At 59.4% G+C, this 25,471-nt stretch carries 24 protein-coding genes; 10 read left to right on the top strand and 14 right to left on the bottom strand.

The window, feature by feature from the left end; genetic code table 11:
• Nucleotides 1-7 precede the first annotated feature (7 nt).
• The gene (locus tag AC1DK3_RS00495) at nt 8-925 is read right to left on the bottom strand and encodes a LysR family transcriptional regulator (RefSeq protein ID WP_477190350.1); all 918 of its coding nucleotides are present in this window, start codon (nt 923-925) and stop codon (nt 8-10) included.
• Between the two features lie 128 nt (nt 926-1,053).
• Between AC1DK3_RS00495 and wrbA the strand changes: the two genes are divergently transcribed.
• The 4 genes from wrbA (at nt 1,054) to AC1DK3_RS00475 (ending at nt 3,966) form a co-directional block, all read left to right on the top strand.
• On the top strand, nt 1,054-1,653 hold the full coding sequence (wrbA, locus tag AC1DK3_RS00490) for an NAD(P)H:quinone oxidoreductase (RefSeq protein WP_477190349.1): 600 nt from the start codon (nt 1,054-1,056) through the stop codon (nt 1,651-1,653).
• 129 nt (nt 1,654-1,782) lie between these two features.
• Complete coding sequence (locus AC1DK3_RS00485; protein ID WP_477190348.1) at nt 1,783-2,718, top strand: ring-cleaving dioxygenase; 936 nt, start codon at nt 1,783-1,785, stop codon at nt 2,716-2,718.
• Nucleotides 2,715-3,359 (top strand): alpha/beta hydrolase, encoded by a 645-nt coding sequence (locus AC1DK3_RS00480; RefSeq protein ID WP_477190347.1) that lies wholly within the window; start codon nt 2,715-2,717, stop codon nt 3,357-3,359. Before AC1DK3_RS00485 ends, AC1DK3_RS00480 begins: the two co-directional genes overlap by 4 nt.
• A gap of 4 nt (nt 3,360-3,363) precedes the next feature.
• Nucleotides 3,364-3,966, top strand: a complete 603-nt coding sequence (locus AC1DK3_RS00475) for a flavin reductase family protein (RefSeq protein ID WP_477190346.1) — start codon at nt 3,364-3,366, stop codon at nt 3,964-3,966.
• 101 nt (nt 3,967-4,067) lie between these two features.
• Here AC1DK3_RS00475 and AC1DK3_RS00470 read toward each other — a convergent pair whose 3' ends face one another.
• The 3 genes from AC1DK3_RS00470 to AC1DK3_RS00460 all read right to left on the bottom strand — a co-directional run bounded on the left by AC1DK3_RS00470 (nt 4,068) and on the right by AC1DK3_RS00460 (nt 5,937).
• On the bottom strand, nt 4,068-4,595 hold the full coding sequence (locus tag AC1DK3_RS00470) for a Dps family protein (protein ID WP_477190345.1): 528 nt from the start codon (nt 4,593-4,595) through the stop codon (nt 4,068-4,070).
• A gap of 81 nt (nt 4,596-4,676) precedes the next feature.
• Nucleotides 4,677-5,069, bottom strand: coding sequence for a DUF302 domain-containing protein (locus AC1DK3_RS00465; protein ID WP_477190344.1), 393 nt, complete (start codon nt 5,067-5,069; stop codon nt 4,677-4,679).
• Between the two features lie 280 nt (nt 5,070-5,349).
• Complete coding sequence (locus AC1DK3_RS00460; protein WP_477190343.1) at nt 5,350-5,937, bottom strand: TetR/AcrR family transcriptional regulator; 588 nt, start codon at nt 5,935-5,937, stop codon at nt 5,350-5,352.
• Nucleotides 5,938-6,187: 250 nt separating this feature from the next.
• Here AC1DK3_RS00460 and AC1DK3_RS00455 point away from each other — a divergent pair, with 250 nt between their 5' ends.
• On the top strand, nt 6,188-7,378 hold the full coding sequence (locus AC1DK3_RS00455; protein ID WP_477190342.1) for an acetyl-CoA C-acyltransferase: 1,191 nt from the start codon (nt 6,188-6,190) through the stop codon (nt 7,376-7,378).
• 14 nt (nt 7,379-7,392) lie between these two features.
• On the opposite strand, the gene AC1DK3_RS00450 is transcribed toward AC1DK3_RS00455, so the two are convergent.
• The 5 genes from AC1DK3_RS00450 to AC1DK3_RS00430 all read right to left on the bottom strand — a co-directional run bounded on the left by AC1DK3_RS00450 (nt 7,393) and on the right by AC1DK3_RS00430 (nt 14,653).
• Complete coding sequence (locus AC1DK3_RS00450) at nt 7,393-9,381, bottom strand: ABC transporter permease (protein WP_477190341.1); 1,989 nt, start codon at nt 9,379-9,381, stop codon at nt 7,393-7,395.
• On the bottom strand, nt 9,378-10,466 hold the full coding sequence (locus AC1DK3_RS00445) for a quaternary amine ABC transporter ATP-binding protein (protein WP_477190340.1): 1,089 nt from the start codon (nt 10,464-10,466) through the stop codon (nt 9,378-9,380). The genes AC1DK3_RS00450 and AC1DK3_RS00445 overlap by 4 nt, the downstream gene beginning before the upstream one ends.
• Nucleotides 10,467-10,586: 120 nt before the next feature.
• Nucleotides 10,587-11,555 carry an ABC transporter substrate-binding protein gene (locus tag AC1DK3_RS00440; protein WP_477190339.1) on the bottom strand — a complete coding sequence of 323 codons (969 nt, stop codon included), beginning with the start codon at nt 11,553-11,555 and terminating at the stop codon, nt 10,587-10,589.
• 314 nt (nt 11,556-11,869) lie between these two features.
• Nucleotides 11,870-13,579 (bottom strand): APC family permease, encoded by a 1,710-nt coding sequence (locus AC1DK3_RS00435; protein WP_477190338.1) that lies wholly within the window; start codon nt 13,577-13,579, stop codon nt 11,870-11,872.
• A gap of 354 nt (nt 13,580-13,933) precedes the next feature.
• Nucleotides 13,934-14,653, bottom strand: a complete 720-nt coding sequence (locus tag AC1DK3_RS00430) for a type 1 glutamine amidotransferase (RefSeq protein WP_477190337.1) — start codon at nt 14,651-14,653, stop codon at nt 13,934-13,936.
• A 197-nt stretch (nt 14,654-14,850) separates the two neighbouring features.
• Here AC1DK3_RS00430 and AC1DK3_RS00425 point away from each other — a divergent pair, with 197 nt between their 5' ends.
• Nucleotides 14,851-16,686: an alkaline phosphatase family protein gene (locus AC1DK3_RS00425; protein WP_477190336.1), complete on the top strand. Its 1,836-nt coding sequence runs from the start codon at nt 14,851-14,853 to the stop codon at nt 16,684-16,686.
• Between the two features lie 18 nt (nt 16,687-16,704).
• Here AC1DK3_RS00425 and AC1DK3_RS00420 read toward each other — a convergent pair whose 3' ends face one another.
• The 5 genes from AC1DK3_RS00420 to AC1DK3_RS00400 all read right to left on the bottom strand — a co-directional run bounded on the left by AC1DK3_RS00420 (nt 16,705) and on the right by AC1DK3_RS00400 (nt 20,071).
• The gene (locus AC1DK3_RS00420) at nt 16,705-17,874 is read right to left on the bottom strand and encodes a ceramide glucosyltransferase (protein ID WP_477190335.1); all 1,170 of its coding nucleotides are present in this window, start codon (nt 17,872-17,874) and stop codon (nt 16,705-16,707) included.
• A gap of 157 nt (nt 17,875-18,031) precedes the next feature.
• Complete coding sequence (locus AC1DK3_RS00415; RefSeq protein ID WP_477190334.1) at nt 18,032-18,295, bottom strand: hypothetical protein; 264 nt, start codon at nt 18,293-18,295, stop codon at nt 18,032-18,034.
• A 152-nt stretch (nt 18,296-18,447) separates the two neighbouring features.
• The gene (locus tag AC1DK3_RS00410) at nt 18,448-19,452 is read right to left on the bottom strand and encodes a sulfate ABC transporter substrate-binding protein (protein WP_477190333.1); all 1,005 of its coding nucleotides are present in this window, start codon (nt 19,450-19,452) and stop codon (nt 18,448-18,450) included.
• 218 nt (nt 19,453-19,670) lie between these two features.
• A complete protein-coding gene (locus AC1DK3_RS00405) occupies nt 19,671-19,847 on the bottom strand; it encodes a hypothetical protein (protein ID WP_477190332.1) in 177 nt (58 codons plus the stop codon).
• Nucleotides 19,844-20,071, bottom strand: a complete 228-nt coding sequence (locus AC1DK3_RS00400; RefSeq protein ID WP_477190331.1) for a hypothetical protein — start codon at nt 20,069-20,071, stop codon at nt 19,844-19,846. The genes AC1DK3_RS00405 and AC1DK3_RS00400 overlap by 4 nt, the downstream gene beginning before the upstream one ends.
• Before the next feature lie 550 nt (nt 20,072-20,621).
• Here AC1DK3_RS00400 and AC1DK3_RS00395 point away from each other — a divergent pair.
• The 4 genes from AC1DK3_RS00395 to AC1DK3_RS00380 all read left to right on the top strand — a co-directional run bounded on the left by AC1DK3_RS00395 (nt 20,622) and on the right by AC1DK3_RS00380 (nt 25,451).
• The gene (locus AC1DK3_RS00395; RefSeq protein WP_477190330.1) at nt 20,622-22,001 is read left to right on the top strand and encodes a UDP-glucose dehydrogenase family protein; all 1,380 of its coding nucleotides are present in this window, start codon (nt 20,622-20,624) and stop codon (nt 21,999-22,001) included.
• 186 nt (nt 22,002-22,187) lie between these two features.
• Nucleotides 22,188-24,281 (top strand): flagellar biosynthesis protein FlhA, encoded by a 2,094-nt coding sequence (gene flhA / locus AC1DK3_RS00390; RefSeq protein WP_477190329.1) that lies wholly within the window; start codon nt 22,188-22,190, stop codon nt 24,279-24,281.
• Nucleotides 24,278-25,042 (top strand): flagellar biosynthetic protein FliR, encoded by a 765-nt coding sequence (locus tag AC1DK3_RS00385; protein ID WP_477190328.1) that lies wholly within the window; start codon nt 24,278-24,280, stop codon nt 25,040-25,042. Before flhA ends, AC1DK3_RS00385 begins: the two co-directional genes overlap by 4 nt.
• Complete coding sequence (locus AC1DK3_RS00380) at nt 25,035-25,451, top strand: hypothetical protein (protein WP_477190327.1); 417 nt, start codon at nt 25,035-25,037, stop codon at nt 25,449-25,451. The genes AC1DK3_RS00385 and AC1DK3_RS00380 overlap by 8 nt, the downstream gene beginning before the upstream one ends.
• Nucleotides 25,452-25,471 lie beyond the last annotated feature (20 nt).

Genomic DNA, 25,471 nt, shown 5'->3' with positions numbered 1-25,471 from the left:
CCGAGCCTTAGCCGTTACTGCCCCAGTTGTCCCATGGGGGCCTTTTCCCGAAGCGATCGATGAGAAAATCAATAAATACGCGGGTTTTTGCGGCTAGGTATCGATTGGGCGCGTAAAGCGCGTGGATCGTGAGATCGGCAGGACAATTGTCCGGCAAGACGATTTTCAATCTGCCGGCGGCGATGTCTTTTCCAACGATAAACATCGGAAGCATCGCAATGCCGATGCCCTTTACGGCTGCGTCGCGCAACGCGTCGCCGTTGTTCGACGCCATGCACGACCCGATCGAAACGGAAATCGGCTCGCCGTTTTCGGTTAGATGCCAGCGTTGCAATGATGTTGTATGGCCGTAACTGAGGCAGCGGTGATCGACCAAGTCGGCGGGCGTCAGCGGCGCGCCGTGTTTCTCGATGTAGCCGGGCGACGCGACGAGGACCACGCGTGCTGGGGTGATGCGGCGCGCGATGAGGCTCGAGTCGGCCGGGGTGCCGATCCGAACCGTCACGTCGGCGCCTTCTTCCAGCGGGTCGATGAACCTGTCGGTCAATATCAGTTCGACCTTGAGATCGCCGTAGCGGATCATGAAGTCGGCGATGGCGTCACCTAGATAGAGCGTGCCGAACGACATCGGCGCGTTGACCTTCAGAGTGCCCTTCGGCTCATCGTGAAGGCGGGATATTTGCGCTTCCGTTTCCTCGACCTGGGCGAGGATTGCGAGGCACCGCTCGTAATAGGCGAGACCGGCTTCCGTCGGCGTTACGCGACGGGTCGTACGATCGAGAAGGCGCGCGCCGAGGGTCTCCTCCAGCTCCATGACGGCCTTACTGACGGCTGACCTCGTGAGGCCAAGGCGGCGCGCCGCCTCCGCGTAGCTGCCGCTCGCGATCACCTTCACCAGAGCGTTCATCGCCTCAAGCTTGTCCATTGCATCCAATTTGGAAACAGTATGATTGATTTTTGACGGATTGAGCAAATCCAGTCAACAGACGTATGGTGGCTTTATCGGGCGGCGAGGCGTCGCCCAGCAGATTCATAAGGTCTCGGAGGCACGCCATGACGAAGGTTCTCGTTCTCTACTATTCGAGCTACGGCCACATCGAAACGATGGCTGGGGCCGTGGCCGAGGGGGCCCGGGAAGGCGGCGCCGAGGTGACGATCAAGCGCGTGCCGGAACTCGTGCCGGAGGCGGTCGCGAAGGCTAGCCATTTCAAGCTCGATCAGCCGGCACCGATCGCGACGGTCGACGAGCTGGCGGACTACGACGCCATCATCATCGGTGTCCCAACGCGGTTCGGAAACATGCCGGCGCAGATGAAGAACTTCCTCGATCAGACGGGCGGCCTTTGGTTGTCCGGCAAGTTGATCGGCAAAGTCGGGAGCGTCTTCACCTCGACGGCCACTCAGCACGGCGGCCAGGAGAGCACAATTCTCTCGACGCATACCGTGCTGCTGCACCAGGGCATGGTGATCGTCGGGCTGCCTTACTCGTTCGCGGGTCAGATGGGCGTGACGGAAATCACCGGCGGTTCGCCTTATGGCGCGTCGACGATTGCGGGTGCCGACGGTTCGAGACAGCCTTCGGCAAACGAATTGGCAGGCGCCCGCTTCCAGGGCCGTCACGTCGCACAGATCGCGGGACGCCTGGAGGGCTGACAACACGCACACGGATCGTCGCCGAATTGGCGACGGTCTAGTTCCGCCGGCGACGATTGAAGCGCCGGATCGGCTAACCACATTGGAAAGCAACCGAGCAAATCTCGTGCAAACGAGAAAGGAGAAGTCATGTCTGGAATTCATCACGTGACTGCGATTGCTGGCAATCCGTCCCGCAATCTCGACTTCTACACCAAGGTTCTTGGCCTGAGGCTGGTCAAGAAGACGGTCAACTTCGACGATCCGGGCACCTACCATTTCTATTTCGGCGATGAGGCAGGCAATCCGGGTACGATCCTGACCTTCTTCCCATGGGATCATGCCCCGCGTGGACGCAACGGCGTCGGGACTGCGCAGCAGACGATGTTCCGCGTGCCGGAAAGCGCGATCGGCTACTGGGCGCATCGCTTCATCGAAAAGGGCGTGCCGCATGAGGCGATCGAGAAACGCTTCGGGCATTCGGTCCTGGCATTCAGCGATCCTGATGGCATGAGCCTCAGTCTCGTCGGCGTGCCCGGCGCCGAAGCGGAAGCGGCTTGGCAGGGCAGCGACGTCCCGGCGGAGCACGCACTGCGCGGCTTCCACGGTGTCAGTCTTCTTCTCGAGGACGCGACACGGACTGGAGCTATCTTGACGGATGTTTTCGGATTTACCGAAACCGACAGCGAGGGACCCTTCAAACGGTTCGTCGCGAACGGCACGGTGGCCGGCGGCATCGTCGAGATCCGTGAAGCCAAGGGATTTCTCCCCGGGCAGATGGGGCGCGGCTCGGTCCATCACGTCGCGTTCCGCGCGGCGAACGACGAAGTGCAGGCCGAGATGCGGAAGAAGCTTGTCGAGAACCACGGCATCCGTCCGACGGAGCAGAGGGATCGGGACTACTTCCGGTCAATCTATTTCCGCGAGCCGGGCGGCGTGCTCTTCGAGATCGCGACGGACGAGCCTGGATTCGCAGTTGATGAGCCTCTGGCTTCTCTCGGCCAATCCTTGAAGCTGCCGCGATTCCTCGAAAGCCGCCGCAAAGAAATCGAAGCCGTCTTGGAGCCTTTGGAGCAAGCAGCATGACGACGCTTACGACAGACCTCATCCGCGCGGGTGCACCCATCGGTGCCGCCCGCGCGGCGATGATCATGGTTCATGGACGCGGTGCGAGTGCCGAGGGAATCCTCGAACTCGCGAATGCCTTCGATGCGCGCGACGTCGCCTATGTTGCGCCGCAAGCGGAGAGCGGAAGCTGGTATCCGTACTCGTTCATAAGCCCCAATTCGCAAAACGAGCCGTACCTCAGCCGCGCGCTCGAAACGCTCGGCGGCGTTGTCGAGGATCTTCAGCGGGAAGGCATGCCTTCCGAGCGCATCGTTCTCTTGGGATTTTCTCAAGGTGCTTGCCTCGCGCTCGAATTCGCGGCTCGCAACGCTCGTCGCTTCGGCGGGGTCGTCGCGTTAAGCGGTGGTCTCATCGGACCCGAGGGCATGAAGAGAGAGGACGCGGGCACACTTCACGGCACGCCCGTGTTTCTTGGCTGCAGCGATGTCGATTCTCACATTCCGCTGGCGCGGGTGCATGAATCGACGGCGGTGCTGACAAAGCTCGGGGGCGATGTTACCGAGAAAATCTATCGCGGAATGGGTCACACCATCGTTCAGGACGAAGTCGACCACGTCAAAAAGATCTTGCAAGGCATCGGATCGCCGGAAAGCAGGTAATGGAATGGAATTCGACTTCGAGAAAATGACCGCGGACGATCGTTACAAGATTCTAACCAGCACGATCGTACCGCGGCCCATCGCCTGGGTCACGACCACATCCAAGGACGGCGTCCGCAACGCGGCGCCGTTCAGCTTTTTTACTGCACTCAGCAAAGATCCGCCGCTGCTCGTGCTCGGGATCTCACCGGGTGGCGACGGCACCTTGAAAGATACGGCGCGGAATATTCTCGATACGCACGAGTTCGTCGTCAATTTAGTGCCGCGCAGCGCTTCGCACTCGATGAACCTGACGTCCAGCGTCGTGCCGCCGGGTGTCGACGAACTCGAGATTGCCAATCTCGAAACGCGGCCGTCGCTCAAGGTCAAACCCGAACGTATCGCCATAAGCCCGGTCGCGTTCGAATGCCGACTGCATACGCCGATCGAGTTTCCAAATCAGCTGATTGCGCTCGGCCAAGTCGTGCAGGCGCACGTCGACGACGCGTTCATTCTCGACCCCGAGAAATTTTATGTAGATACCATCGCGATGGATCTCATCGGCCGCATGCACGGCCGGGGCTGGTATACATCGGCGGACGGGATGTTTCAGATCGACCGGCCCTGATCGTCTGCCAGCGTCGAATGTGGCGCCGAAGCGGAATCCCGGCGCCACCACGTGTAAGCATAAGAATGTATTCGTGAGCTGAGCTTCTTCGGGTGAAGACCTCAGGCTTTATGAGAAATGTCTCGCGTCGCCTCGAAAAGGAACCACACGCGCCGCTCCGCTTCGTCGATCCAGTTTTCGAGAAGGCTTGCAGTGGCCACATCGCCATGCTCGTCGCATAGATCGTGAACCTGCCGCATTTCGTCGACGAGTTGGAGATTGTCGTCCCTCAGCTCGGACAGCATGTCGTTGGGGGTAACGTAGGGAGCATCGTTATCGAGGATGCGCTTCTGGCTATTGATCTGGCCAATGGAGCGGAGGGTCGTACCGCCGATCTTGCGAACGCGCTCGGCAATATCATCCGTTGCAGCAAAAATCTGTTCGCCCTGCTCATCCAGCAGCAAGTGATAGTCGCGGAAATGCGGGCCGGACATGTGCCAATGGAAATTCTTGGTCTTGATATATACAGCGAAAAAATCTGCGAGAAGCGCCGTCAGTGCACCAGAAAGATCTTTGATGGCGTTGTCGGCAAAGTGAGAGGGCGTGTCGAGTGGAAGCTTGCGTCGGGCCTTCGCGGATTCCGCTTTCATGACTCGTAGTTCCTTATCCTTTGTTGCTTCGGTAGTGTCCCTTCAGAGAGCGCGCCTAAAAAAAACAGCACGGCTCGATCGTTATAAACTTTCTCCCGTCGCCTCTTCGAGCACGGCATTTAACATGGCGGACATTTTGTCTAAAGTCGGCTCAACGGCCGACGCTATTCCATACTGGCTGACCAGCCAGTCCAAATCAAGATGTGCAACCCACGCGACGCCTTCGTCGTCCTCCCAGACGAGAACCCTTAGCGGGAGCTCCAATCCAATTTCCTGCGACTGCTGCATAAGCAGCGTACCCACGTTTGGGTTGCCAAAAAGCAGCACTTCAGTCGGACGAAGCTCGAGTCCGGCTTTCTTCGCTGCGGCTGCATGATCGATTCGAGCCAGGAGAGTTTGCCCGTGTTCGGAAACCGCGGCTGCAAGCCTGTCGGCGGTCTCCTTCGCCGGGTGATGGCTTCGAAGCGTGGCCACTCCATTGACCATGACTTGGCAACCTTTGGTTGGACACTTTCCAGCTAGTACAGCCGGCTTCCAAAACGATCCGTTCCAAACACCTACAACGGTTCCAGCTATCACAAAATTAGATAAAATTTTCGATAGCACGAGGCGACGCAGAAAATCATCTGCTCACGTCCGTTTCTAGAATAAAACCGGCTTCTCGCTTGAAAGTAAATGCGATCTTGTGGACCCATGTCTCGGCTGGCGCAATACATTTGCAAATACCCGCCGGCCGGCTACGTCTCAGCGAAGACTATTCGTCGATGAGCGCGGATCGGACGGACTGCAAAATCTCATCCGAGATGGGGTGACCTTTGGTCGACCGCGCGAGCACCAGTCCGCCGACGAGCATCGAGAGCTGCGCCAGAGTTTCTTCACGTGTCGCGGCTTTCTTTTTTCCTGATAATACAGGGGCAAGCCTAGCGACCAGTGTGTCCATCGCCGTCGCAAACGCGGCGCGTACTGATCCCCTCGGATTTTCGCGCGCGAGGTCGCCGCACATCGCAGCTGCGGGACAGCCAAGACCAACGGAGTCGCGGTGATTTTTTGACGTATAGCGCTTGATGAACTCGACCCGCGCGGCCTTCCGATCCGAGCCGTTTCGCTCGATGAACCCTTCATAAGTGGTACGCCGATCTTCGAAGGCCTTCGCGCATGCTTCAGCGACGAGCGCTTCCTTCGAACTGAAATGTCCGTAAAAGCCACCGTGGGTGAGGCCGGCTTCTGCCATCACCTCGGGAACGCTGACGCCGTCGATGCCGTGCTCGAGAAAAAGCCTAGACGCAGCGTCGAGAACGTCTATCCGGTGCTGATCCGCCTGCTTGCGCGATACCCGCGGCATAATCTTCCTCCTTCGGCTCCGCGCATCCGACTTGGCGGCTACTCGGGGCTCATTTTCATTATTGTCGTGGTTCCACCCACGCGTTGATTAGCACAAGTCATCGCTGTGTCGAGGCGGCTGCACAAACCACGGGTTCCCGGCAACCGGGTGCGGCAACATCGGTGTTGCGGCGGGCCTCGCCTTATTTCATTTCGATCATCATATATTATTCTGCACGGCTTGCACAGCCAATCGAGGGAGGATCCAAAACATGTCGCAAGACCCGATCGTCATCGTATCCGCGGTGAGGACGCCGTTGGGCCGCTTCTTGGGGGACCTCGCGCCTCTCCGGGCGTCAGAACTCGGCGCGCATGCGATCCGATCGGCCGTCGAACGCGCGAAGCTCTCGCCGGAGAAAGTCGACGAAGTCATTTTCGGTAACGTGTTGACCGCCGGCCAAGGCCAAGCTCCCGCGCGTCAGGCTGCGAGGGCTGCCGGGCTTCCCAATGCGACCGGCGCGACGACGATCAACAAGGTTTGCGGGTCCGGGATGAAGGCAACGTTTCTTGCCCACGATCTCCTGGCGGCAGGTTCTGCGGATATCATCGTTTCCGGCGGCATGGAGTCCATGTCGAACGCGCCGTATCTTCTCGAGAAGGCGCGCACCGGTTTCCGCATGGGTCACGGGCAGGTCTTGGATCACATGCTGCTCGACGGCCTCGAAGACGCTTATGAAAAAGGCCGGAGCATGGGTGATTTCGGCGAAGCCACCGCGGAAGCCTATCAGTTCACACGTGCGGACCAGGATGCCTTCGCCGTCGAGACTTTGACGCGAGCGCGAGCGGCGGTCCAAGGCGGAGCGTTCAAAGCTGAGATTGCGCCCATTAAAATTGCGGTCAAGGATGGCGAGAAAGTCGTCTCAGACGACGAGAACCCGCTAAAGGTTTCGCCCGAGAAGATCGCGAAATTGAAGCCGGCTTTCCGGCCGAACGGAACGATCACCGCTGCGAGCGCTTCAGCGAATGCCGACGGCGCTGCCGCACTGGTTCTAACGCGCCGCTCGATCGCTGAGCGTGAAGGACTTCCGATTCTTGCGGAGATCCGCGCCCACGCGACGCACAGTCAGGAACCGGCTTGGTTCACGACGGCTCCCATTCCGGCAATGCGCAAAGTCCTTGCCAAGGCCGGATGGGAGGCGGGCGATGTCGATCTTTATGAGATCAACGAAGCCTTCGCGGCGGTTGCCATGGCTGCGCAGAAAGAACTTTCGATCCCGCGCGACAAGCTCAACGTGAACGGCGGAGCGTGTGCCCTCGGGCATCCGATCGGCGCGACGGGCGCGCGGCTCATCGTGACGCTGCTTCATGCGCTCGAGCATCGGGGCGTCACCAAGGGAATAGCGTCCGCGTGCATCGGCGGCGGCGAAGCGACCGCCATCGCTATCGAACGCGTGATTCAGTAAGTCCGAAGCTGCGGTTAGGCCTCTGAGACGAGGCCTAACCGTGACTGCAATCGATCGGTCGATGCCCTGAGAAGGCGGTCAGCGACGATGCCGATGCAAGCGATGGCAAAGCCAGCCGTGAGGCCTCGCCCGGCGTCGGCTTTCGCGAGAGCAATGAACACTTCTTGTCCAAGATCCCGCGTTCCGATCATCGCGCAAATGATGATCATGCTGAGCGCGAGAAGCACGGTCTGATTCAATCCCAGCATGATTTCCGGCAGTGCCAGCGGCAGCTGAACACGCCAGAACATCTGCCGGGGCGTGCAGCCGGATACGGTCGCCGCTTCGATGAGACTTTCCGGGATCTGCCGGATGCCGTGATTGGTGTAGCGGATCGCAGGAACAATCGCGAAAAGGACGGTTGCGATCATTGCCGTCACGTCACCCACGCGGAACAACATCACGACTGGAATGATGAAGCAGAAGGACGGAAGCGTCTGCAGCGTGTCGCAAATCGGCATGAGGAAGGAAGCAAACCGATCGCTTCGGGACGCCGCGATGCCGAGCGCTATGCCGAACAGCGCGGCTATCACCGCCGAGACACCACACAAATACAGGGTCGCCATCGATTTTTCCCAAAGTCCGGTCGCGGCGCAGAAAGCCGTCATCAGGACGACGATCACGGCGAGACGCACACCCGAAAGGCGATAACCGGCGAGGCCCACCAGAAGGACCATTCCGAGCCAAGGGAATTCGACGAGAAAATCCCGAATCGGATTGAGGACGTAGAGCAATAGGAATGTGCGGAAAGCTTCGATGGCATCGAAGAAATTGATATTCACCCAGTCGACGACGGCTTTCCACCACGGCGCCGTCGACATCTTGATGGCGGCCGGGACCGACGCGAATGCCGGCACGAAAAGACTAAGCAAGGTTGTGCCGGCAAGAATCGCGACCGCGGCGGTCAGCATCGGATACCGTTGCACGAAATTCTGATCGGCGACGTGGACGGACGGCCGCTGGCGCGCGGCCGCCTGGCTCAGTCTATCCAGCACAATAGCAAGTGCGACGATCGCGAGCCCTGCCTCCATGCCCTGCCCGATCTTCAAAGCGCGGAGGGCGAGCAACACGTCATAGCCGAGCCCGCCTGCACCGATCATCGAGGAAATGATGACCATGTTGAGCGCAAGCATAATGACTTGATTGACGCCGATCATCAGCGTCGGGCGCCCGGACGGCAGCAGGACTTTCAGCAGCTTCTGGCGCTCTGTGCATCCAACCATCTCGCCGAAATCGTCGATCTCGTGCGGTACGCGCTTCAGCGCCAGCACTGTCGCGCGCACCATCGGCGGCATGGCGAATATCGCTGTTGCCAGCATGCCAGACACGGGGCTGTTGCCGAATAGGAGCAGCATCGGGATGAGATAGGCAAATGTGGGCATCGTCTGCATCAGATCGAGCATCGGCTGAATGATAGCGCGATCGATCCAAGGGCGACGAAAGGCGACGACACCGAGCCCGAGACCGATGACGACGCAAAGCGGGACGCTGATCGCAATGAGCGCCAACGTCAGCATGGCGCTATCCCACTGCCCGAATAGCGCGATGTAAATCATGCAGCCTGCCGCAAGCGCGGCGAGCCGGCCGCCGCCGAAGGCGAAGCCTGCGAGGGCGAACGCAGCGCAGATACCAATCCACGACAGGCGAGGAAGCACGAGTGCGTCGGGGCCGTAGCCGAATTTCCAGCCCTTCGCGAGCAGAGAGATGGCCCACTGAAGAGGAACGTTGAAAATGTCGGTTATGCCTCGCGTCAGCCAAGTGAAATTGGTTTTCACCCACGCCATGAACGCCGATATCCAGTCAGCGATCGGGATCACGGCGTCTGAGGGATATTTGACGGCCCAAGGCGCGATGCCCGGCATCATGTAGAGAATTGCAACGATGGCGACGGCCGCGATCCATATGAGCGTCCAGGCGGATATTGGGGCAGGCCGCGCTGTTATCGAAGTATCGGCGACGGTCATATGCGTTCCTCGCGCGTCAGATCGCGATCGGCGAGCAAATCGATGACGGCGTCCGGCGTCACTTCTCCTAGTGGCTTGCCGTCGGCTCCGGTGACAAGAAAGTTTTTCCGGACGCCGACGATGCGCGCCGAGAACGTCGACACTTTATCGGTCGCCTGCACAGTTCCACCGTAATCCGCGGACGGCGATACGGGCTGCATCAGGCGGGCGGCCGACATGACCTTGGCGCGTTGCACGTCGCGTGTGAATTCGGCGACATAATCCGTCGCGGGGTGCAGGACGAGTTCTTCGGGTGTGCCGGTCTGAATGATCTCGCCGTCCTTCATGATGGCGATGCGATCGGCCAGCCGGATCGCTTCGTCGAAGTCGTGCGTGATGAATACAATCGTTTTCTTGAGGACGCTCTGCAAGCGAAGCAATTCGGTTTGCATCTCTCTCCGAATGAGCGGATCGAGCGCCGAGAACGGTTCATCCAGAAACCAGATCTCCGGTTCGACGCAAAGGCTTCGCGCGATGCCGACGCGCTGCTGCTGGCCGCCCGACAGCTCACGCGGATAGAACTGCTCGCGCCCATTGAGGCCGACAAGCTCTATGACTTTACGGGCCCGGGCCTCCCGCGATTTGCGATCCACACCCTGCACCGACAGTGGAAACGCGATGTTCTCGAGCACCGTCAGATGCGGCAGCAGCGCGAAGTGCTGGAACACCATGCCCATTCGGTGGCGGCGGATTTCGATGAGCTCGTCGGGCTTTGCTTTGAGCAGATCTATGCCGTCGAGCTCGACACTGCCCCATGTCGGCTCGATCAGGCGCGAAATGCAGCGTACGAGCGTGGACTTCCCCGACCCGGACAGGCCCATGACGATAAAAATTTCGCCGCGCCTCACTTCGATCGAGGCATCTCGAACAGCGCCGACGAGCTTGGCTTGGCTGAGATTTTCCGACGTCACCACGCCCGCGCGATCGGAGAGAAACTTTTCAGCTCCAGCGCCAAATACCTTCCAAACATTCTTGCAACGCAACTTCACCGGCCGGTCGTCTTCGGGCAGTTCCGCTTCTTTGCGCATCGGCGCTTGATCGTTCATTCCAGATTGCCTCATGCGCTCGATTAGGATTTGCTTCTAAACAAAGAGAACCGGACAGCCTTCACAAGGGCCGCCGGTTCTCGTCGTTTCAGTTCGTGCAGCAAAGAGAAAATCCGGCTCTTACTTCGCCCATTCCTTCCACTTTGCCTCATTGGCGGTGATCCATGCGGCGGCAACATCATCCATCGATTTGCCGTCGAGATCGACTTGGCCCGACATCTTGTTCAATTCGTTGACGTCGATCGTGTACGCCTTGGCGACCTTGTATGCGCCGGGCCACTTATCCTTCAGGCCCTTCCAGGAGTACTTCCAGATTTCACCGTGCGGCTTGCCGCAATCGTATTTCTTGTCCGGATTAACGCCCCACTTCGGGTCGGTGTAGCAGGCCGCTTCGTATTCCGGGAACTGCACCCATTCGCCTTGGTATTTCGCGGGCGCCCAGTGCGGCGAGTAAATCCACAGCAGGATCGGCGCTTTGCGTTGATATGCTGAATCAAGCTCCGCGAACATCGCGCCGTCGGTTCCCGCGTGCACCACGGTGAACGGCAAACCTAGCGCTTCGACACGCTCATCATCGAAGCCTTCCCACGTTACAGGGCCGCCGAGATATCGACCCTTCGGGGCCGTATCAGCCGTTGAGAACGCCGCCGCACATTTGGGATCTTTCAGGGCCTTCCAATCGGGCAACCCCGGGCACTTTTCCTTCATGTAGAGCGGATACCACCACTCTTCTTTTGCCTTGGGGCCAAGCGAGCCCAGACGCTCGGTCTGGCCCGTTGCGTCGGATGCCTTCATGGCCTCGGCTGCCGTCGTATCCCAAAATTCAACGCCGATATCGATATCGCCGTTGGTGAGGCCTGTCGTGAGGCTCGAAAGGTAGTCAGCTGTCGGATATTCGACGTTGTAGCCGAGCTTGGTGAGAATGCCGCCGAGGATTTTGGCGTTGAGATTGACGCTCGTCCAATCGAAGAGCGCGATCTTGATTGGATCATTGGATTCAGGCGCCGCCATAGCTAGAGGCAGGCCCGTCAAAGATAGCAACGCAGCACAAGCTCCACCGGTCAAAACACGTTTGACAGAACGGTACATTGGTTAGCCTCCAAGCCAACTTTGTTGACATCAAAGTAGGAAATCGGCATCACCCGATTTTTCCTGTGAGTGATAATTTTTGAATTATGCTGCTGTTGTCCTGATCCGTACAAGGCCAAATACAGGGCAATCGCCGATTATTCTGGCAGCACAGTTCGAGCAATTCGCGTTTCCCCTTTCGTTAAAAGATGACGGTCAGTGTGGAATTCAGCGCGCATCAGCGCGCCGCGAATTTAATCTTTTGCGGCGGTGTAATGGGTCCGGCGTCGACCGCCTTCGAAAAACACGTTGCCGCTAACTCAGTCCGTCCTCCGTCACGATGGCGGCATCTGGAAGTACCAATTCGCAACGAGCACCACGGCGAGGCCGCCGAGCAGCGCCAAGTAAGGAAGTATGCCGGCTTTCCGCTCGCCGAGGTCCTGACCGGTCAATCCCAAATCTTCGAGCGCGCCTTTCGGGAATTGTCCTTTGTCTTGGACGTAGTGCCGGAAGGCGAAGACCGGGATGATGAGCGCGGCGAAGATGAAGCCGACCAAGAGCGCGTTCGAATAGCCCCAGACTTTCGCGCCCGCGCCCATGAAGAGCGCGTTGACGAACGCGAGAACCGTATTCAGTCCGATCAGCCAGGTCGGTGCGCGATAGGGGCGGTCGAGATGGCCGCTATCGACGCGATGCATCCAGCCTGCATTGAGGTTGAGGAAGTTGAAGATGATGTAGCCGACGTTCGATACGGCGAGGATGAAGAAGTAGCCGCCCGAATCGGATGCGATCGCGAGCAGAAAGAGGTTGAAGACAAGGTCAGTCCACATCGCGCGTGTCGGCGCACCGTGCGCGTTGGTATGGCTGAGATAGCGCGGCAGCCACCCATCGACCGAGCCCTGGTAGAGCGTTCGCGATGATCCGGCCATCGCCGTCATGATCGCGAGCACGAGCGCCAAGATCATAAGCGCCACGAAGACTTCTTTGATGAACGCGTTACCGCCGGCGACCATGTTGGCCATGGCGTCGGCGACGCCCGTGCCCGCCACGATGCCAGGGTCTTTCATTCCGTCTACACCCAGAACCCCCTGGAATGTGAAGGGCACCAGAATGTAGAGCAGCAGGCAAAGGAGCCCAGAATAGAAGATCGCCTTGAACGTGTCGGTTCGAGGATTGCGGAATTCCCGCGTATAGCAGATCGCCGTTTCGAAGGCGTAGGTGGACCACGCGGCGATGAACATAGCGCCGAGGAACAGCGTCCATCCGACGTTATCGCCGACACCTGGGAGATATGGTCCCGCAACATTCGACGCGTGGAACTGACCGTTGATGAGTGGGACGATTCCGACGATCAACATCGGGATAATGACGAGGAGGCCGATGTACTTTTGCGCGTTCGCGGTGCCGAGGATGCCACGATGCTGAATGGCGAAGACGATCAACATCAATACGGCGCCGATGAAGAACGAAGAGTTGAAGTTTAGCGTTCCAAGACCTGGCACGGCAACGCTCAGCGCATTGAACGATTGGATAGCTGGCGTGTGGACAGCCGTTACCGCGGTGATGGCATCCGCCGCGACTTTACCAACGTTCGCGGGATCAGCGAGCCACGCGATGACTTCCGGCGATTGCTCGGTGAAGGCCGGAATCGGCGCGACGGCATTCAAGATATAGCCGGCCGCGATTGCGCATCCGAGGGACAGAACCGGCGACCACGCGAACCAGTTACACCACACCGATAACGGCGCGATCAATTTGGAATAGCGGAGCCAAGCCGTCGCGCCATAGACCGAAGCACCGCCGGATTTGTTGGGAAAAAGCCCAGCTATCTCTGCGTAGGTAAAGGACTGCAAGAACCCCATGATCATGGAGACCGTCCAGACAACGAAGGCAAGCTTGCCTGCGGTGCCGGCGATGCCGCCAATCGAGAAGAGGACGAGAGCGGGCACGCCGCTTGCTACCCAGAAGGCGCCGCGCCAATCGATGGCTCGATGAAGTGTGTTTCCGGAACCTGCCCCGGTGCCTGGTTCGTAAGTCGCTGCCATACGCATCCCCCGATGCTTGAGTTTGATCCGCGTGCGACGTGATAAAACGACAAACGCCACGAACCGGGTCTCCGGCGCGTGGCGCTAAACGATCAGCAGAATTCCGAAAAGTGGATCGCGCCTGGGACAGAGCCAGGCGCTGCAAGCAATTCCGCCTGCTGGGTCTCCAGTTCGTTGCGCGGTGTCCGAGCCGGACATGCGAACTCCTGTACCAATCACAACCAATTAGGCCGATAAGTCAATGGTATTTCAAGCTATCACAGCAATCAGTGAACGCAACGAATTTGGAGCATTCTCGATAAAATCGATTTCTCCGGACGCATTGCGCGAAGTGCTGATAATTTTGAAAGGCAGCTAGCGCGAACTGATTTCGCGCATGAAGTTGCGATAGAACTTTTCTGCATCGGCGGCGAAGTTTGCCATGTGAGGTTTCGCCGTCTCGGCCATGCGCGGTAGTGCGCCTGGTCCGTGCGTTCGCTCCAGAGTCGCGGCGTAAGCAGGGATGTTGCCCCAGTCCGTGATCGTATTTTCCTCGATCTCGACGTGGTACTGCATGCTCCAGGCATTTCGGCCGACACGCATTGCCTGACACGGGCACACATCGGATTGTGCGAGCACGACAGCGCCTTCGGGCGGTTGGGCCACGCGCACCGAGTGCCATTGAACCGCTTTGAACCGCTTTGGCAGATCACCGAACACCGGATCGCTGCCGGCCTCAGGCGTCAGTGCGACGTCGAGTATTCCGATTTCTGACGGACGTTGCGGTCCGCATGTGCCGCCCAGCGCATCGGCGAGGAGTTGGTGCCCAAGGCAGAGCCCAACAAAAGGACGGCCGAGGTCGCAAACCCAGCGCCGGATCGCACGCTTTTCTTCGATCAGCCACGGGCATTCCTCGACGTCCCACACGTCCATCGGTCCGCCCATCACCCAAAGCGCGTCGTAGTTCTCGAGCGCGGGGATGGCCGCTCCCTCGTCGAGTTCGACAGCGTCCCATGAAATGCCGTCGGCTGCGAAAAATTTGCGGAAGATGCCAGGATGCTCGCACGCAATGTGCTGAAAAACGAGAAAGCGCACGCGGCCCCCTATGCCTGCTATCGAGGCGCGTCTTGTGGCATAATCGAGCGGATATTTCCACCACGAGAGCGGTACTGAGCATTGAATTGGTTGCTACGCGGGTCCCCGCCGTTTCGCGGCGTGCCGGCCGACATCAGAGGTTCATCGTCGGGCGTTAGGCTCGCGCCTAATTTCCCGTTCGAATGAGTGAGCGAAGAATGAAAGCGAAGCAGTTTTTCTCATTGGCATGTCTGGCCGTACTCGCGAGCGCGGTCCCCGCTTTTGCGGACGCGCCTCGGCACAACGTCGTTCTGTTTGTTCCGGACGGGCTCAGAGCCGGCATCGTGACGCCCGCGACGGCTCCAACGTTTGCGGAGATCCGGGACAAGGGCGTCAACTTCGCAAACAGCCATTCGCTTTTTCCGACGTTCACGATGCCGAACTCCAGCGGCATGGCGACCGGGCACTATCTCGGCGACACCGGCGTTTTCGGAAACGTGCTTTACGCGGGCTTCCAGATCCGCACAACCGCTTCGGCGCGGATGGCCTTCATCGAGAACGACGGAGTGATCGGTGACATCGACGAGCATTTCGGCGCCAACTTCATCGACGAGGAGACGATCCTTCACGTTGCGCATCGCGCCGGGTTCAACACGGCCGCGATCGGCAAGATCGGCCCGACGTTCGTCTTCAATCATACGTCGCGCGGCGGCGGCGAAAGCGTCATCATGGATGATGCGACGGGGACACCTGCAGGTATTTCGCTCGCGTCATGGGTCAGCGACGGTCTCAAGGCGCAGGGGCTGCCAATGGAAGCTCCGAGCCGGCTTACCAACAAAGAAAGCGGAAATTCCCACGAGCCCGGGACAAAGGACGCCAACGTCGTTCAGCAGGGATATTTCGCAGCGGCTCTGACACAGGTCGTTCTGCCGAAATTTAAATCCGACGGGAAGCCGTTCGTCGTCGTCTTCTGGTCGCGCGATCCAGACGGAACGCAGCATAACCAGGGCGACAGCCTGCTGAAGCTCGAGCCCGGCATCAACGGACCGACGTCGATGGCGGCCATCCGCAATGCCGACTCGAACCTCGCCGCAATCCGGCGGACGCTCGACGACCTTGGGCTTTCCGACACGACTGATATCGTCGTCTCAGCGGATCATGGCTTCTCCACGATCTCGAAACAGAGCGAAACGAGTGCCGCCGCTCGCGCCAGCTACGCGGACGTGCCTGCGGGGTTGCTGCCTCCGGGATTTCTCGCGATCGACATTGCAGCAGCTCTGAACCTGCCGCTTTACGATCCTGAAGCCGGTAACGCCAAAGTCGAAAGCGGAACGAATCCAAAGAACGCAGACGGCTTGATTGGCGAAGATGCGAACGCGCCGAAGGTTGTCGTCGCGGCAAACGGCGGGTCAGATCTCATTTATATTCCGAGCGGGGATCGCGAACTGGCACAAAAGACGATCGATGCGCTGCTCGCGCAGGATTATGTCAGCGGGCTATTCGTCGACGATAACCTCGGTACTTTCGCCGGGACGTTGCCGTTAAGCGCGATCAATCTCCAGGGCTCGTCGCTGATGCCGCGGCCATCGATCGTCGTCAATTTCAAGAGCTTCTCGACGGGATGTACACAGCCGGTGCTGTGCACCGCGGAGGTCGCCGACACCGGTCTGCAGCAAGGCCAAGGAATGCATGGCAGCTTCAGCCGTGCCGATACGGCCAATTTCATGGCGGCGTTCGGTCCGAGCTTCAAGAAGGGCTTCATCAGCGAGGCCCCTGCGAGCAATGCAGATATCGGGCGGACCATCGCTGCGATCCTCGGGCTGATGCCGGAAAGTAATGGCAAACTCGTCGGCAGAGCGCTGACGGAGACGTTCCCAGAGGGTGCCGTGCCGACATGGGAACGCAAGACGATCGTGTCGGCACCTGCGCCTTCAGGCCTGCGGACGATCCTCAACTATCAGGTTGTGGGCGAGACGAAATATTTCGACGCAGCCGGTTTTGAAGGACGCACGGTCGGCCTCTCGCCGGATCCGGCGTTAGCTCTTACGAAGTAGGACTTCGGGGCTCTCGCGCTACATGCTCTTCGTTGTGACGGCGAGCTCGCGGCTCGAATTGGCCGCGTCTGCTTTGGCGACGCTCATGTCGTTGCCGCGCCAGACGAACGTATCTCCCGCCCAACCTTCGACCCACAGCAGCGGGAGCAATGCATCGCGCAGCATCCACGCAATGGGCGACTGCCATTTCAAGTGCCAGCCTGCCACGCGCGCCAAAAGCGCTTCGGTTCCGTACCAGACGACAAGCAGGCCGGCGAGGACCGTCATCGGATCAAGACCGACGCTCGAAGCGGCCGCGAAGCCCGATGCGATCGGCAGCATGCTGCCCGAAAGAATTTCCGGCGCGTAGAAAACCGGGAATGTTACGCGACGCAATCTCGCCCAGCGCACTTGTCGCGCCCATACTTGCTTTACGGATCGTGGCCCCAGCGGCTGCTCGAACGGGCGATCAACAAGGCGCACGCGGAGACCATGCGCGCGGACGATCTTCGTTGCGGCGGCGTCTTCGGCAATCTCAGCGCCCAGCGCTTCGACGCCACCCGCCTCATCGAGAATATCGCGGCGCCAAAGCATCGACTTGCCTTGCGCAAATCCCAAACCGACCGTATCGGCGGCACTTTGCCAGCGGGCTTGATACGTATTGAGGAACGCGCATTCGAGTTCGGCCCAAAATCCTATCGGATGGCTGCCGACGGGCGGCGAGCAAACGAGACCGACGCCCGGCTCGAAGCTGCGGAAGAGATCGCTGAGATAGTTCTCGGGCATCAAAACGTTGTTGTCGGCGAGCACGATCCACGGGAACCGTGCCGCGCCCCAGCCCTTGACGATATTGTTCAGCTTGGGATTGCTCGTAGGCCTGTCATCACCGATGAGCAGCCTGGCTTCGACATGCGGATATTTCGCGATCAGTTTCCTGGCAAATGGAACCGCCGGGTCGTCTTCGCGTGCGGCGCAGAAAATGACCTCATAGCTGCTATCGGCAAGCTCAAAGGTCGAGCGCAATGTCATTTCATCGAAATGATCCAGACCGCATATCGGCCGGATGATGCTGACGGGCTCGACGCTCAAGCCGCGCTCGCGGCTCCGAGAGGACGTAACGCGCCATAACGCCAGTGCGACCGATACGAGATGTGTGGCCGTGGCCGCTATGCAGAAGATTAGAGCCGCCGCCGTGACGAAATCGGCCATCTCACTCCCCGGTTAGAAATCCAACCGCTGCATTCCAGGATTCAGTGAAATTTCGACGACAGTTGCGCGACGTATCCATGACACAGGGGAAAACGACCGCTCAGCATCGCAAGCCGACGCGGAAGCTGTGCATTTCGCGCGGCTCGCCCGGCGGCGCTCAGGATTTCGCGTGGGAACCGCGGAACCTTTGCGCAATGTTCGTCAAAAGGTAGGCGCCGATCAATGCCGCAACAATCAAGCCGATCACCGAAGGCAGACCGTCGTTGAGGTCGACTGCGACTAAAACCGCGTAGGCAATAGCCGCGCCCACCAGACCGCCGAGTGCGGCGACGACCGTATTGAATACTCCACGCAGTGATAAGCCGTAGAGGATTCCGACTATCAGGCCCGGATACATTGCCGGCCAAAAATGATCACCCATCGGAACCTCTCCCCATTTCTCTGTCCGGCGACGCCAATACGAACGGCTGCGTCCCCAGGCGCTTCTATCAGTCAATCGAAGCTTCGACGAGGGATCGAATGGGGAGAAGCAAGCCGCGCAGGTTGTCGCGGCTTGCCAATCATTGCGCTAGATCAATTCTGCTTGGTCGTGATCTGATCGTAGATGCCGCCGTCGGCAAAGTGCGTTTTCTGGACAGTCGCCCAAGGACCAAGCTTGTCTTCGACCGAGAAAGTCTTGATGGCCGGCAGGTTCGCTTCCTTCAACACGGCTTCATTACGCGGCCGAAAATGATGCTTGGCTATGATTTTCTGCGCGTCGTCAGAATAGAGGAAATCTAGATAGGCCTTGGCGACATCCGCTGTCTTGCGTTTCGCGACCACGGTATCGACGATCGCGATGGGGGGCGCGGCCTCGACGCTGAGCGAGGGATAAACGACGTCGAAGTTCTGCCCGTCGACCTCGGCCTTGATGAGAGCGGCTTCGTTCTCAAACGTCACGAGAACGTCGCCGATGGCGCGCTGCGTAAAGCTTGTCGTGGCGCCGCGTCCGCCACCATCAAATACCGGAACGTTTGCAAAAAGCTTGGCAACGAATTCGCGTGCCTTTTCGTCTGAACCGAGCTTGTCAACCGCATAGCCCCAAGCCGCAAGATAGGTATAGCGTCCGTTCCCCGAGGTCTTCGGATTGGGAATGACGACGGACGTGCCGGACTTCACCAGATCATCCCAATCGGCGATGCCCTTGGGATTGCCTTTGCGGACGAGAAAGACCGTGGTGGTCGTATAGGGTGCGGCGCCGTTGGGGAATTTCGTCCGCCAGTCGCTCGCGACGGCACCTTTGCTCACGAGGAAATCGAGGTCCGTCGGCTGATTGAGTGTTACGACATCGGCCTCGAGGCCTTCGGAGACGGCTTGCGCCTGCTTTGTCGATCCGCCGTGCGCTTGCTTGACTTCAATGTCGCTTCCCGACGACTTCTTCCAGCTCGCAACGAATGCCGGGTTGATTTCTTTGTAGAGTTCACGCGAGACGTCATACGAAGCATTGAGAATGCTCGATTGTGCGAACGCTCCGGGCGATACCGCCACGAGAAGAGCCGTCGCCAAACCAAGCAGCGATACCACACGCCCGATCGTCATATGCAGATCCTTTTTATATAGCGAATTCTTTGACTGGGTGTTGTTGAGCACGAAGAACCGACAAGCCTTCGCATGCTTTTTCAGCATTGCTACGCCGTCTGATAATGAAAGAGAGACCGGCAGCCGATGGAGCCACCGGTCTCAAGTAACCCGATCGCAGAGTGTGAGCGAGCAGGTCCAGGGAGGAAGAAGCGCTGACAAGCGTGCTAGCCTGCGCTTTAGAAGTCTGTCGACGGTCCGATCGCCGCGAGCGTGAGAACGGGGTCGATCTGCCAGTCGCGGTTCACCACTAACCTCAAGTGCCGCGGCGGGGCCGATGTGGCGGGTCTCGGCAAATCGGTCGCCTGTTGTGCCTCGACGGCCGGCTGGCCAGACGTGCTGTTGCTTCGGCTCATAGGGCGAACGCCTCCGCAACGCGGCCAGAGGCACGGCGACGACGCCGGCTCACCGAATGAGCCATCGCTGCGCGTTCCGCGAGAAGCGGATTTGCGAAGCGGCGCCCTTCGAGCGCACTGTATTCATTGAGTGCCGCGTGGAAGAGATACTCGTGTTCTCCTTCTTCACGGATAATGAGTCCTGCCTGGTCGTCGCCGACCTCGATGACGTAAGATTTAGACATGTCTTTGCTCTGCCGGCGGTCGCCAGCGTCCTCTGAAATGCGATTGTTCGATTGAAATGGCTCAGTCCGGGCTGCGTGATCTCAACAGCAGCCGGGCATACAGCCCATCATCATCGCGCGAGAGGCATTTGAGCGGAGGTCTGAGTTTTTCATAGCGGTCTCCATTGCGGAGCCCACGAGCATTTCGTGGGGCTTAGCGTTTGATGACGCGGCGCAAGTCGCTTTCGAAATCACCGCGGCCAGCACAGCAGCGTGCCGACAGACGCATGAAAGCCTTGATCGGGGCCTCGGGTCAAATAACAAGAACTTCAATGCTTATGAGGCAGGTGTGAATTGTTGCCCCGCCGGACGGGGCCGCTATAAACGCCGAACTCCGTTCATTTGACCGAGCACGGTGCGAGGATCGCCATCTTTTCCCGCTACTGGCCAGATATCTGGGGTGTTTTCGGGCAATGCCGTGTACCAGCGTGGCAATTTCCCACATACCGATCCGGTGCTACACCTCGTCAGGTTCGGCGCACGAATACAGAGGGGAAGGGGGATCTGAAGTATGAAGATTTGTATGGTCGGCGCGGGGTACGTCGGGCTCGTCTCAGCCGCCTGCTTTTCCGACTTCGGCTGGACCGTTACCTGCGTCGATAAGGACCCGAACCGGCTCGCCGACCTCAAGGCAGGCCGCTCCCCCATCTATGAGCCCGGGCTTGACGCTTTGCTGGAGCGAAACATCAAGGCCGGCCGCCTGGTGTTTACAGAGGAGCTCGGGCCGGCCGTCGCGGACGCCGACGTCGTCTTCCTGGCGGTCGGAACGCCGATGCGGCGCGGCGACGGGTATGCCGACCTTTCCTATGTGTTCACAGCCGTCGAAGAAGCCGCTCCTCATTTCAACGGATTCACGGTCGTCACGACGAAGTCGACCGTGCCGGTCGGGACTAGCCGCGAGATCGAGCGCCGCCTCAAGGCAAAGCGTCCCGATGCCGACGTTGCCATCTGCTCCAACCCTGAGTTTTTGCGCGAAGGATCGGCGATCCAGGACTTCACCCATCCCGATAGGGTCCTCGTCGGCACCGATGACGACCGTGCGCGCGACGTGATGGAGCGGCTTTACAAGCCCCTGGCGCTGCGCGGCTCACCGGTGATGTTCGTCGAGCGCGAATCGGCGGAACTCGCGAAGTACGCGGCCAACGCCTTCCTTGCCCTCAAGATCAGCTTCATCAACGAGATCGCGGATCTCTGCGAAAGCGTGGGCGCCGACGTTCAGGAGGTTGCCTCTGCAATCGGCAAGGACCGGCGCATCGGCGACAAGTTTCTTCATCCGGGCCCGGGTTACGGCGGCTCCTGTTTTCCCAAGGACGTTTCGGCTCTTATCCGTACGGCACGGGAGGCGAGAGCGCCGGTGTCGATCATCGAGCAGGTCGAACGCGTCAACCACGAGCGAAAGCTCGCCATGGCGATCCGCGTCGAAGAGGCAGCTGGGGGTTCGGTTCGCAACAAGACGATCGCGGTCCTGGGTCTGACCTTCAAGCCGAACACCGACGACATGCGCGATGCGCCGAGCCTCGTCATCGTGCCGATGCTGCAGGAACGCGGTGCGACCATTCGGGCCTGCGATCCGCAGGGCCGGCGTCATGCCGAGCCTTTGCTGCCCGGCATCGTCTGGTGCGATAGCGCCGACCAGGCCGCGGAAGGCGCCGACGTGCTCGTCGTCGTGACGGAGTGGAACGAGTACCGCGCGCTCGATCTCGAAGCGCTCAAGGCGCGCATGACCGGCAATACCATCGTCGATCTGCGGAACGTCTTCGATGCCGACGCCGTTCGCGAACTCGGGCTCAGCTATTCCGGCATTGGCCGTGGCCGGCTCGACGCTGCGAAGGGCGAAGCAAAAGCTGCACCGGTTCAAACGGCGCTGCGTTCCGTCGAAGCCGCAAAATAGTTTCATCCAGGACGGTGAGGCCTGTCACCATCACGGGTTGGCGATGCAATCGCGCCAACCATCCGTTTGAATCTCGTATAAATTTCCTATTTCTGCTTTTTTCTCCGCTGTTTGGCGGTCGATGACGACCTCGCGCAAGCTTCGAGTAGGAAGCTCGCCCCCAAAGTTTGGGGGATTTTTTCGATCATGGCAGCCACGAAAGCCGCAGGGAGCGGCGTCGACCTAAATTTGGGTCAGCGCGACGCGGGCCTGGCCGTGGGCATCATCGCCATTCTGATGATCCTGTTCCTGCCGCTTCCGGCGTTCATGATCGATCTTGGGCTGGCTTTGTCTATTGCGCTGTCGATCGTCATCCTGATGGTCGCGTTGTGGATACGCCGCCCGCTCGAATTTTCCGCTTTTCCGACCATCTTGCTGATCGCGACGCTGCTCCGGCTGTCGCTCAACGTCGCGACGACACGCCTTATTCTGTCGAATGGCGCCGAGGGACCAAACGCCGCCGGCCACGTCATCGCCGGTTTCGCTCAGTTCGTCATGGGCGGCAATTTCGTCATTGGCATCATCGTCTTCATCATTCTCATCACCGTGAACTTCGTGGTCATCACGAAGGGCGCGACGCGTATCGCCGAGGTCGGCGCGCGCTTCACCCTCGATTCGCTGCCGGGCAAGCAGATGGCCGTCGACGCCGATCTCGCGGCCGGCTCGATCGACGAGAAGGAAGCCGTCCGGCGCCGCAGGGAGCTTGAAGAAGAAAGCCAATTCTTCGGCGCCATGGACGGCGCCTCGAAGTTCGTTCGCGGTGACGCCATCGCGGGGTTGATCATCACTGCGGTCAACATCTTCGGCGGGATCATCATCGGCGTTACGCAACACGATCTGGCATTCGATACCGCAGCCAAGACGTTTACGTTGCTGTCGGTGGGCGACGGCATCGTCACCCAGATGCCGGCGCTCATCGTCGCGCTCGCCGCGGGTCTTCTCGTGTCGAAAGGCGGCACGCAGGGCTCGACGGAAGGCATCATCGTCAGCCAGCTCGGCAATTATCCGCGCGCATTGATGGTAACAGGCGGCGTGATGTTGCTGCTGTCTATGGCGCCGGGCCTGCCCTGGTATGTGTTCGCTCCTATCGGCGGCGGCCTCGCATTCATTAGTATGCGCGTTACTCGCCAGAGAGACGAAAGCGCGAAAGCTGCATCCAACGCGCGTTCCGAGAGCGAAGCTCCGTCTGCCGAAGAGCAATCGCGTCAGTCCATCCGCGAACAGCTGAAGACGACGGAAATCGAGATCTGCTTCGGCAAGCAGATTTCTACCGTCCTGATGCGTACGACCAGCGACCTGCCACTGCGCGTCGCCAAGATGCGTCGAAAGTTCGCCAAGCAGTACGGTTTCGTCGTTCCGGATATCAAGCTCGTCGAAGATCTTTCCGTTCCGCCGAAGAGTTATCAGATCAAGGTTCATGGAACGGTGATCGCGACTGCCGAACTTCGGCTCGGTGACGTGCTCGTCGTCGTCGGCGATGGCCCGAAGCCAGAGGCGCCGGGAGACGAGACACGCGAACCGGCATTCGGCATGAAGGCCTTGTGGATACCAGACATCTTCACGAACGCGCTGAAGCGCGATGGTTTCGTTCCGGTCGAAAACACATCCGTGCTCCTGACGCATGTTGCTGAAGTCATCCGCAACAGCTTGGCGCAGCTCTTCTCATATCGCGATCTTCGCGCGCTCCTCGAGCGACTCGACCCCGAGTATCGCAAGCTGCTGGAAGAAATCTGCCCGGCGCAGATCTCGTACTCCGGCCTGCAGAGCGTCCTCAAAATGTTGCTCGCCGAGCGCATTTCGATCCGGAACCTGCACCTCATTCTGGAAGCCGTCGCGGAGATCGCACCGTTCTCGCGCAAGGCAGAGCAAATCTCCGAACATGTGCGCATGCGCCTCGCATCGCAGATTTGCGGCGATCTCAGCGAAGGCAACTATCTCAAGGTCGTGCGGCTTGGAAATCGCTGGGAGCTCGCCTTCCATCAGGCGCTCAAGCGCGATGCCAAGGGCGAAGTCGTCGAGTTCGACATCGAGCCGCGTCTCATCGAGCAGTTCGGAGGCGATCTCAGCCGAATGGTTCAGCCGCTCATGGACGCCGGCCACCAATTCGTTCTCGTCACTGCCGCCGAGACGCGCCCCTACGTTCACACGGTTACGGAGCGCCTCTTCGGAACGCTGCCCGTCCTCTCTCATCTCGAAATCAGCCGCGGCGTCCAGATTCAGTCTCTCGGCTCCGTTTCATGACCGAGTTCACGCACGAAACCATTCTGGTTCCGTTTCTTGTCTTCTGTCGCGTCGGCGCATGCTTCATGCTGCTGCCCGGACTTTCGAGCGAGCGCATTCCGGTGCAGCTTCGACTTTTCGTTGCCGTCGCCGTTTCTCTCGCGATTACGCCGCTCGTATACGATTCCGTTCGTCCGTCGGCGGGGGAAACACCGAGCAATTTGCTCGCGCTGATCATGATCGAAACCTCGACCGGAATGCTTCTGGGATTTCTGGTGCGGGTTCTATTCATGGCCCTCGAGTTCGTCGCGACGGCCATGGCGAACTTAGCCGGATACGGATCGGTCTTCTCTCGTTCAATCGACAACAATGACCCTTCCTCGCCATTTGCGTCTCTCGTAACAGCACCCGCCGTCGTGCTTTTTTTCATCACCAATCAGCACATCAACGTCATTCGGATGCTGGAACGGTCATACGACGCGTTCAAAGTCGGGGTGGCGATTGCGGCGCCGCCAAATCTGCAGATGATCGTTGCGCAGGTCGGGATCGCCTTCAAGTTGACGCTGCAGCTAAGCGCTGCGCTCATTGTCTATTCTCTGACGGTCAATCTCGCGTTCGGCTTCCTGAACAAGATGGTGCCGCAGATACCGATTTATTTTGTATCGACACCATTCGTCGTGCTCGGCGGTCTCTTTCTGTTGCTGCAGATCGACAAGTCGGCCATCGAGATTTTCTCCTCCCTGGTGATGCAGGCGATCCAGAATCTCGGCCAAAATGGCTAGATCGTCGAAAAAAGTCAGTCGGCTCGTCGACGTCTTTCACGATCTCGAGACCACCGAGAGAGCCAGGGTCGGCGAATTGACCCGGCAAATCAGTGAGCTTCGAAGCTCGCAGGAAGACATCATCGCCACCCTCGCCAATCCATCCGCGGTCCACGAACCCTTTCTGGCGCTGATGTCGCGGAGCCTTGGGAACATTCAGCGGCGCCTTCAACGTCTCTCGAACGAACATGCGGCGGTGCTCGCTCGCTATGCCGCGGCTGCAGCCCGTACGCGTGCGGCGAATTCTTTGCTGGCCGACGTCCGAGCCGAGGAATCCCGCAAGTCCGAGCAGCGGGAACTCGAGGCTTTGCTCGAATTTCAGCAAGCTACGACGGCGCAAGGCCGGGGTAAGTCTACTCGTTCATCGTGAGGCCTCATCCTCCGCAACCG

This window comes from Hyphomicrobium sp. 01T421 (assembly GCF_056398805.1).
This window is presented reverse-complemented; position numbering and strand designations above follow the sequence as displayed.

Coding starts and splice junctions, on each gene's coding strand:
- AC1DK3_RS00495 (WP_477190350.1), bottom strand. CDS start 925: ATGGACAAGCTTGAGGCGATGAACGCTCTGGTGAAGGTGATCGCGAGC.
- wrbA (WP_477190349.1), top strand. CDS start 1,054: ATGACGAAGGTTCTCGTTCTCTACTATTCGAGCTACGGCCACATCGAA.
- AC1DK3_RS00485 (WP_477190348.1), top strand. CDS start 1,783: ATGTCTGGAATTCATCACGTGACTGCGATTGCTGGCAATCCGTCCCGC.
- AC1DK3_RS00480 (WP_477190347.1), top strand. CDS start 2,715: ATGACGACGCTTACGACAGACCTCATCCGCGCGGGTGCACCCATCGGT.
- AC1DK3_RS00475 (WP_477190346.1), top strand. CDS start 3,364: ATGGAATTCGACTTCGAGAAAATGACCGCGGACGATCGTTACAAGATT.
- AC1DK3_RS00470 (WP_477190345.1), bottom strand. CDS start 4,595: ATGAAAGCGGAATCCGCGAAGGCCCGACGCAAGCTTCCACTCGACACG.
- AC1DK3_RS00460 (WP_477190343.1), bottom strand. CDS start 5,937: ATGCCGCGGGTATCGCGCAAGCAGGCGGATCAGCACCGGATAGACGTT.
- AC1DK3_RS00455 (WP_477190342.1), top strand. CDS start 6,188: ATGTCGCAAGACCCGATCGTCATCGTATCCGCGGTGAGGACGCCGTTG.
- AC1DK3_RS00450 (WP_477190341.1), bottom strand. CDS start 9,381: ATGACCGTCGCCGATACTTCGATAACAGCGCGGCCTGCCCCAATATCC.
- AC1DK3_RS00445 (WP_477190340.1), bottom strand. CDS start 10,466: ATGAACGATCAAGCGCCGATGCGCAAAGAAGCGGAACTGCCCGAAGAC.
- AC1DK3_RS00440 (WP_477190339.1), bottom strand. CDS start 11,555: ATGTACCGTTCTGTCAAACGTGTTTTGACCGGTGGAGCTTGTGCTGCG.
- AC1DK3_RS00435 (WP_477190338.1), bottom strand. CDS start 13,579: ATGGCAGCGACTTACGAACCAGGCACCGGGGCAGGTTCCGGAAACACA.
- AC1DK3_RS00425 (WP_477190336.1), top strand. CDS start 14,851: ATGAAAGCGAAGCAGTTTTTCTCATTGGCATGTCTGGCCGTACTCGCG.
- AC1DK3_RS00420 (WP_477190335.1), bottom strand. CDS start 17,874: ATGGCCGATTTCGTCACGGCGGCGGCTCTAATCTTCTGCATAGCGGCC.
- AC1DK3_RS00415 (WP_477190334.1), bottom strand. CDS start 18,295: ATGGGTGATCATTTTTGGCCGGCAATGTATCCGGGCCTGATAGTCGGA.
- AC1DK3_RS00410 (WP_477190333.1), bottom strand. CDS start 19,452: ATGACGATCGGGCGTGTGGTATCGCTGCTTGGTTTGGCGACGGCTCTT.
- AC1DK3_RS00405 (WP_477190332.1), bottom strand. CDS start 19,847: ATGAGCCGAAGCAACAGCACGTCTGGCCAGCCGGCCGTCGAGGCACAA.
- AC1DK3_RS00400 (WP_477190331.1), bottom strand. CDS start 20,071: ATGTCTAAATCTTACGTCATCGAGGTCGGCGACGACCAGGCAGGACTC.
- AC1DK3_RS00395 (WP_477190330.1), top strand. CDS start 20,622: ATGAAGATTTGTATGGTCGGCGCGGGGTACGTCGGGCTCGTCTCAGCC.
- flhA (WP_477190329.1), top strand. CDS start 22,188: ATGGCAGCCACGAAAGCCGCAGGGAGCGGCGTCGACCTAAATTTGGGT.
- AC1DK3_RS00385 (WP_477190328.1), top strand. CDS start 24,278: ATGACCGAGTTCACGCACGAAACCATTCTGGTTCCGTTTCTTGTCTTC.
- AC1DK3_RS00380 (WP_477190327.1), top strand. CDS start 25,035: ATGGCTAGATCGTCGAAAAAAGTCAGTCGGCTCGTCGACGTCTTTCAC.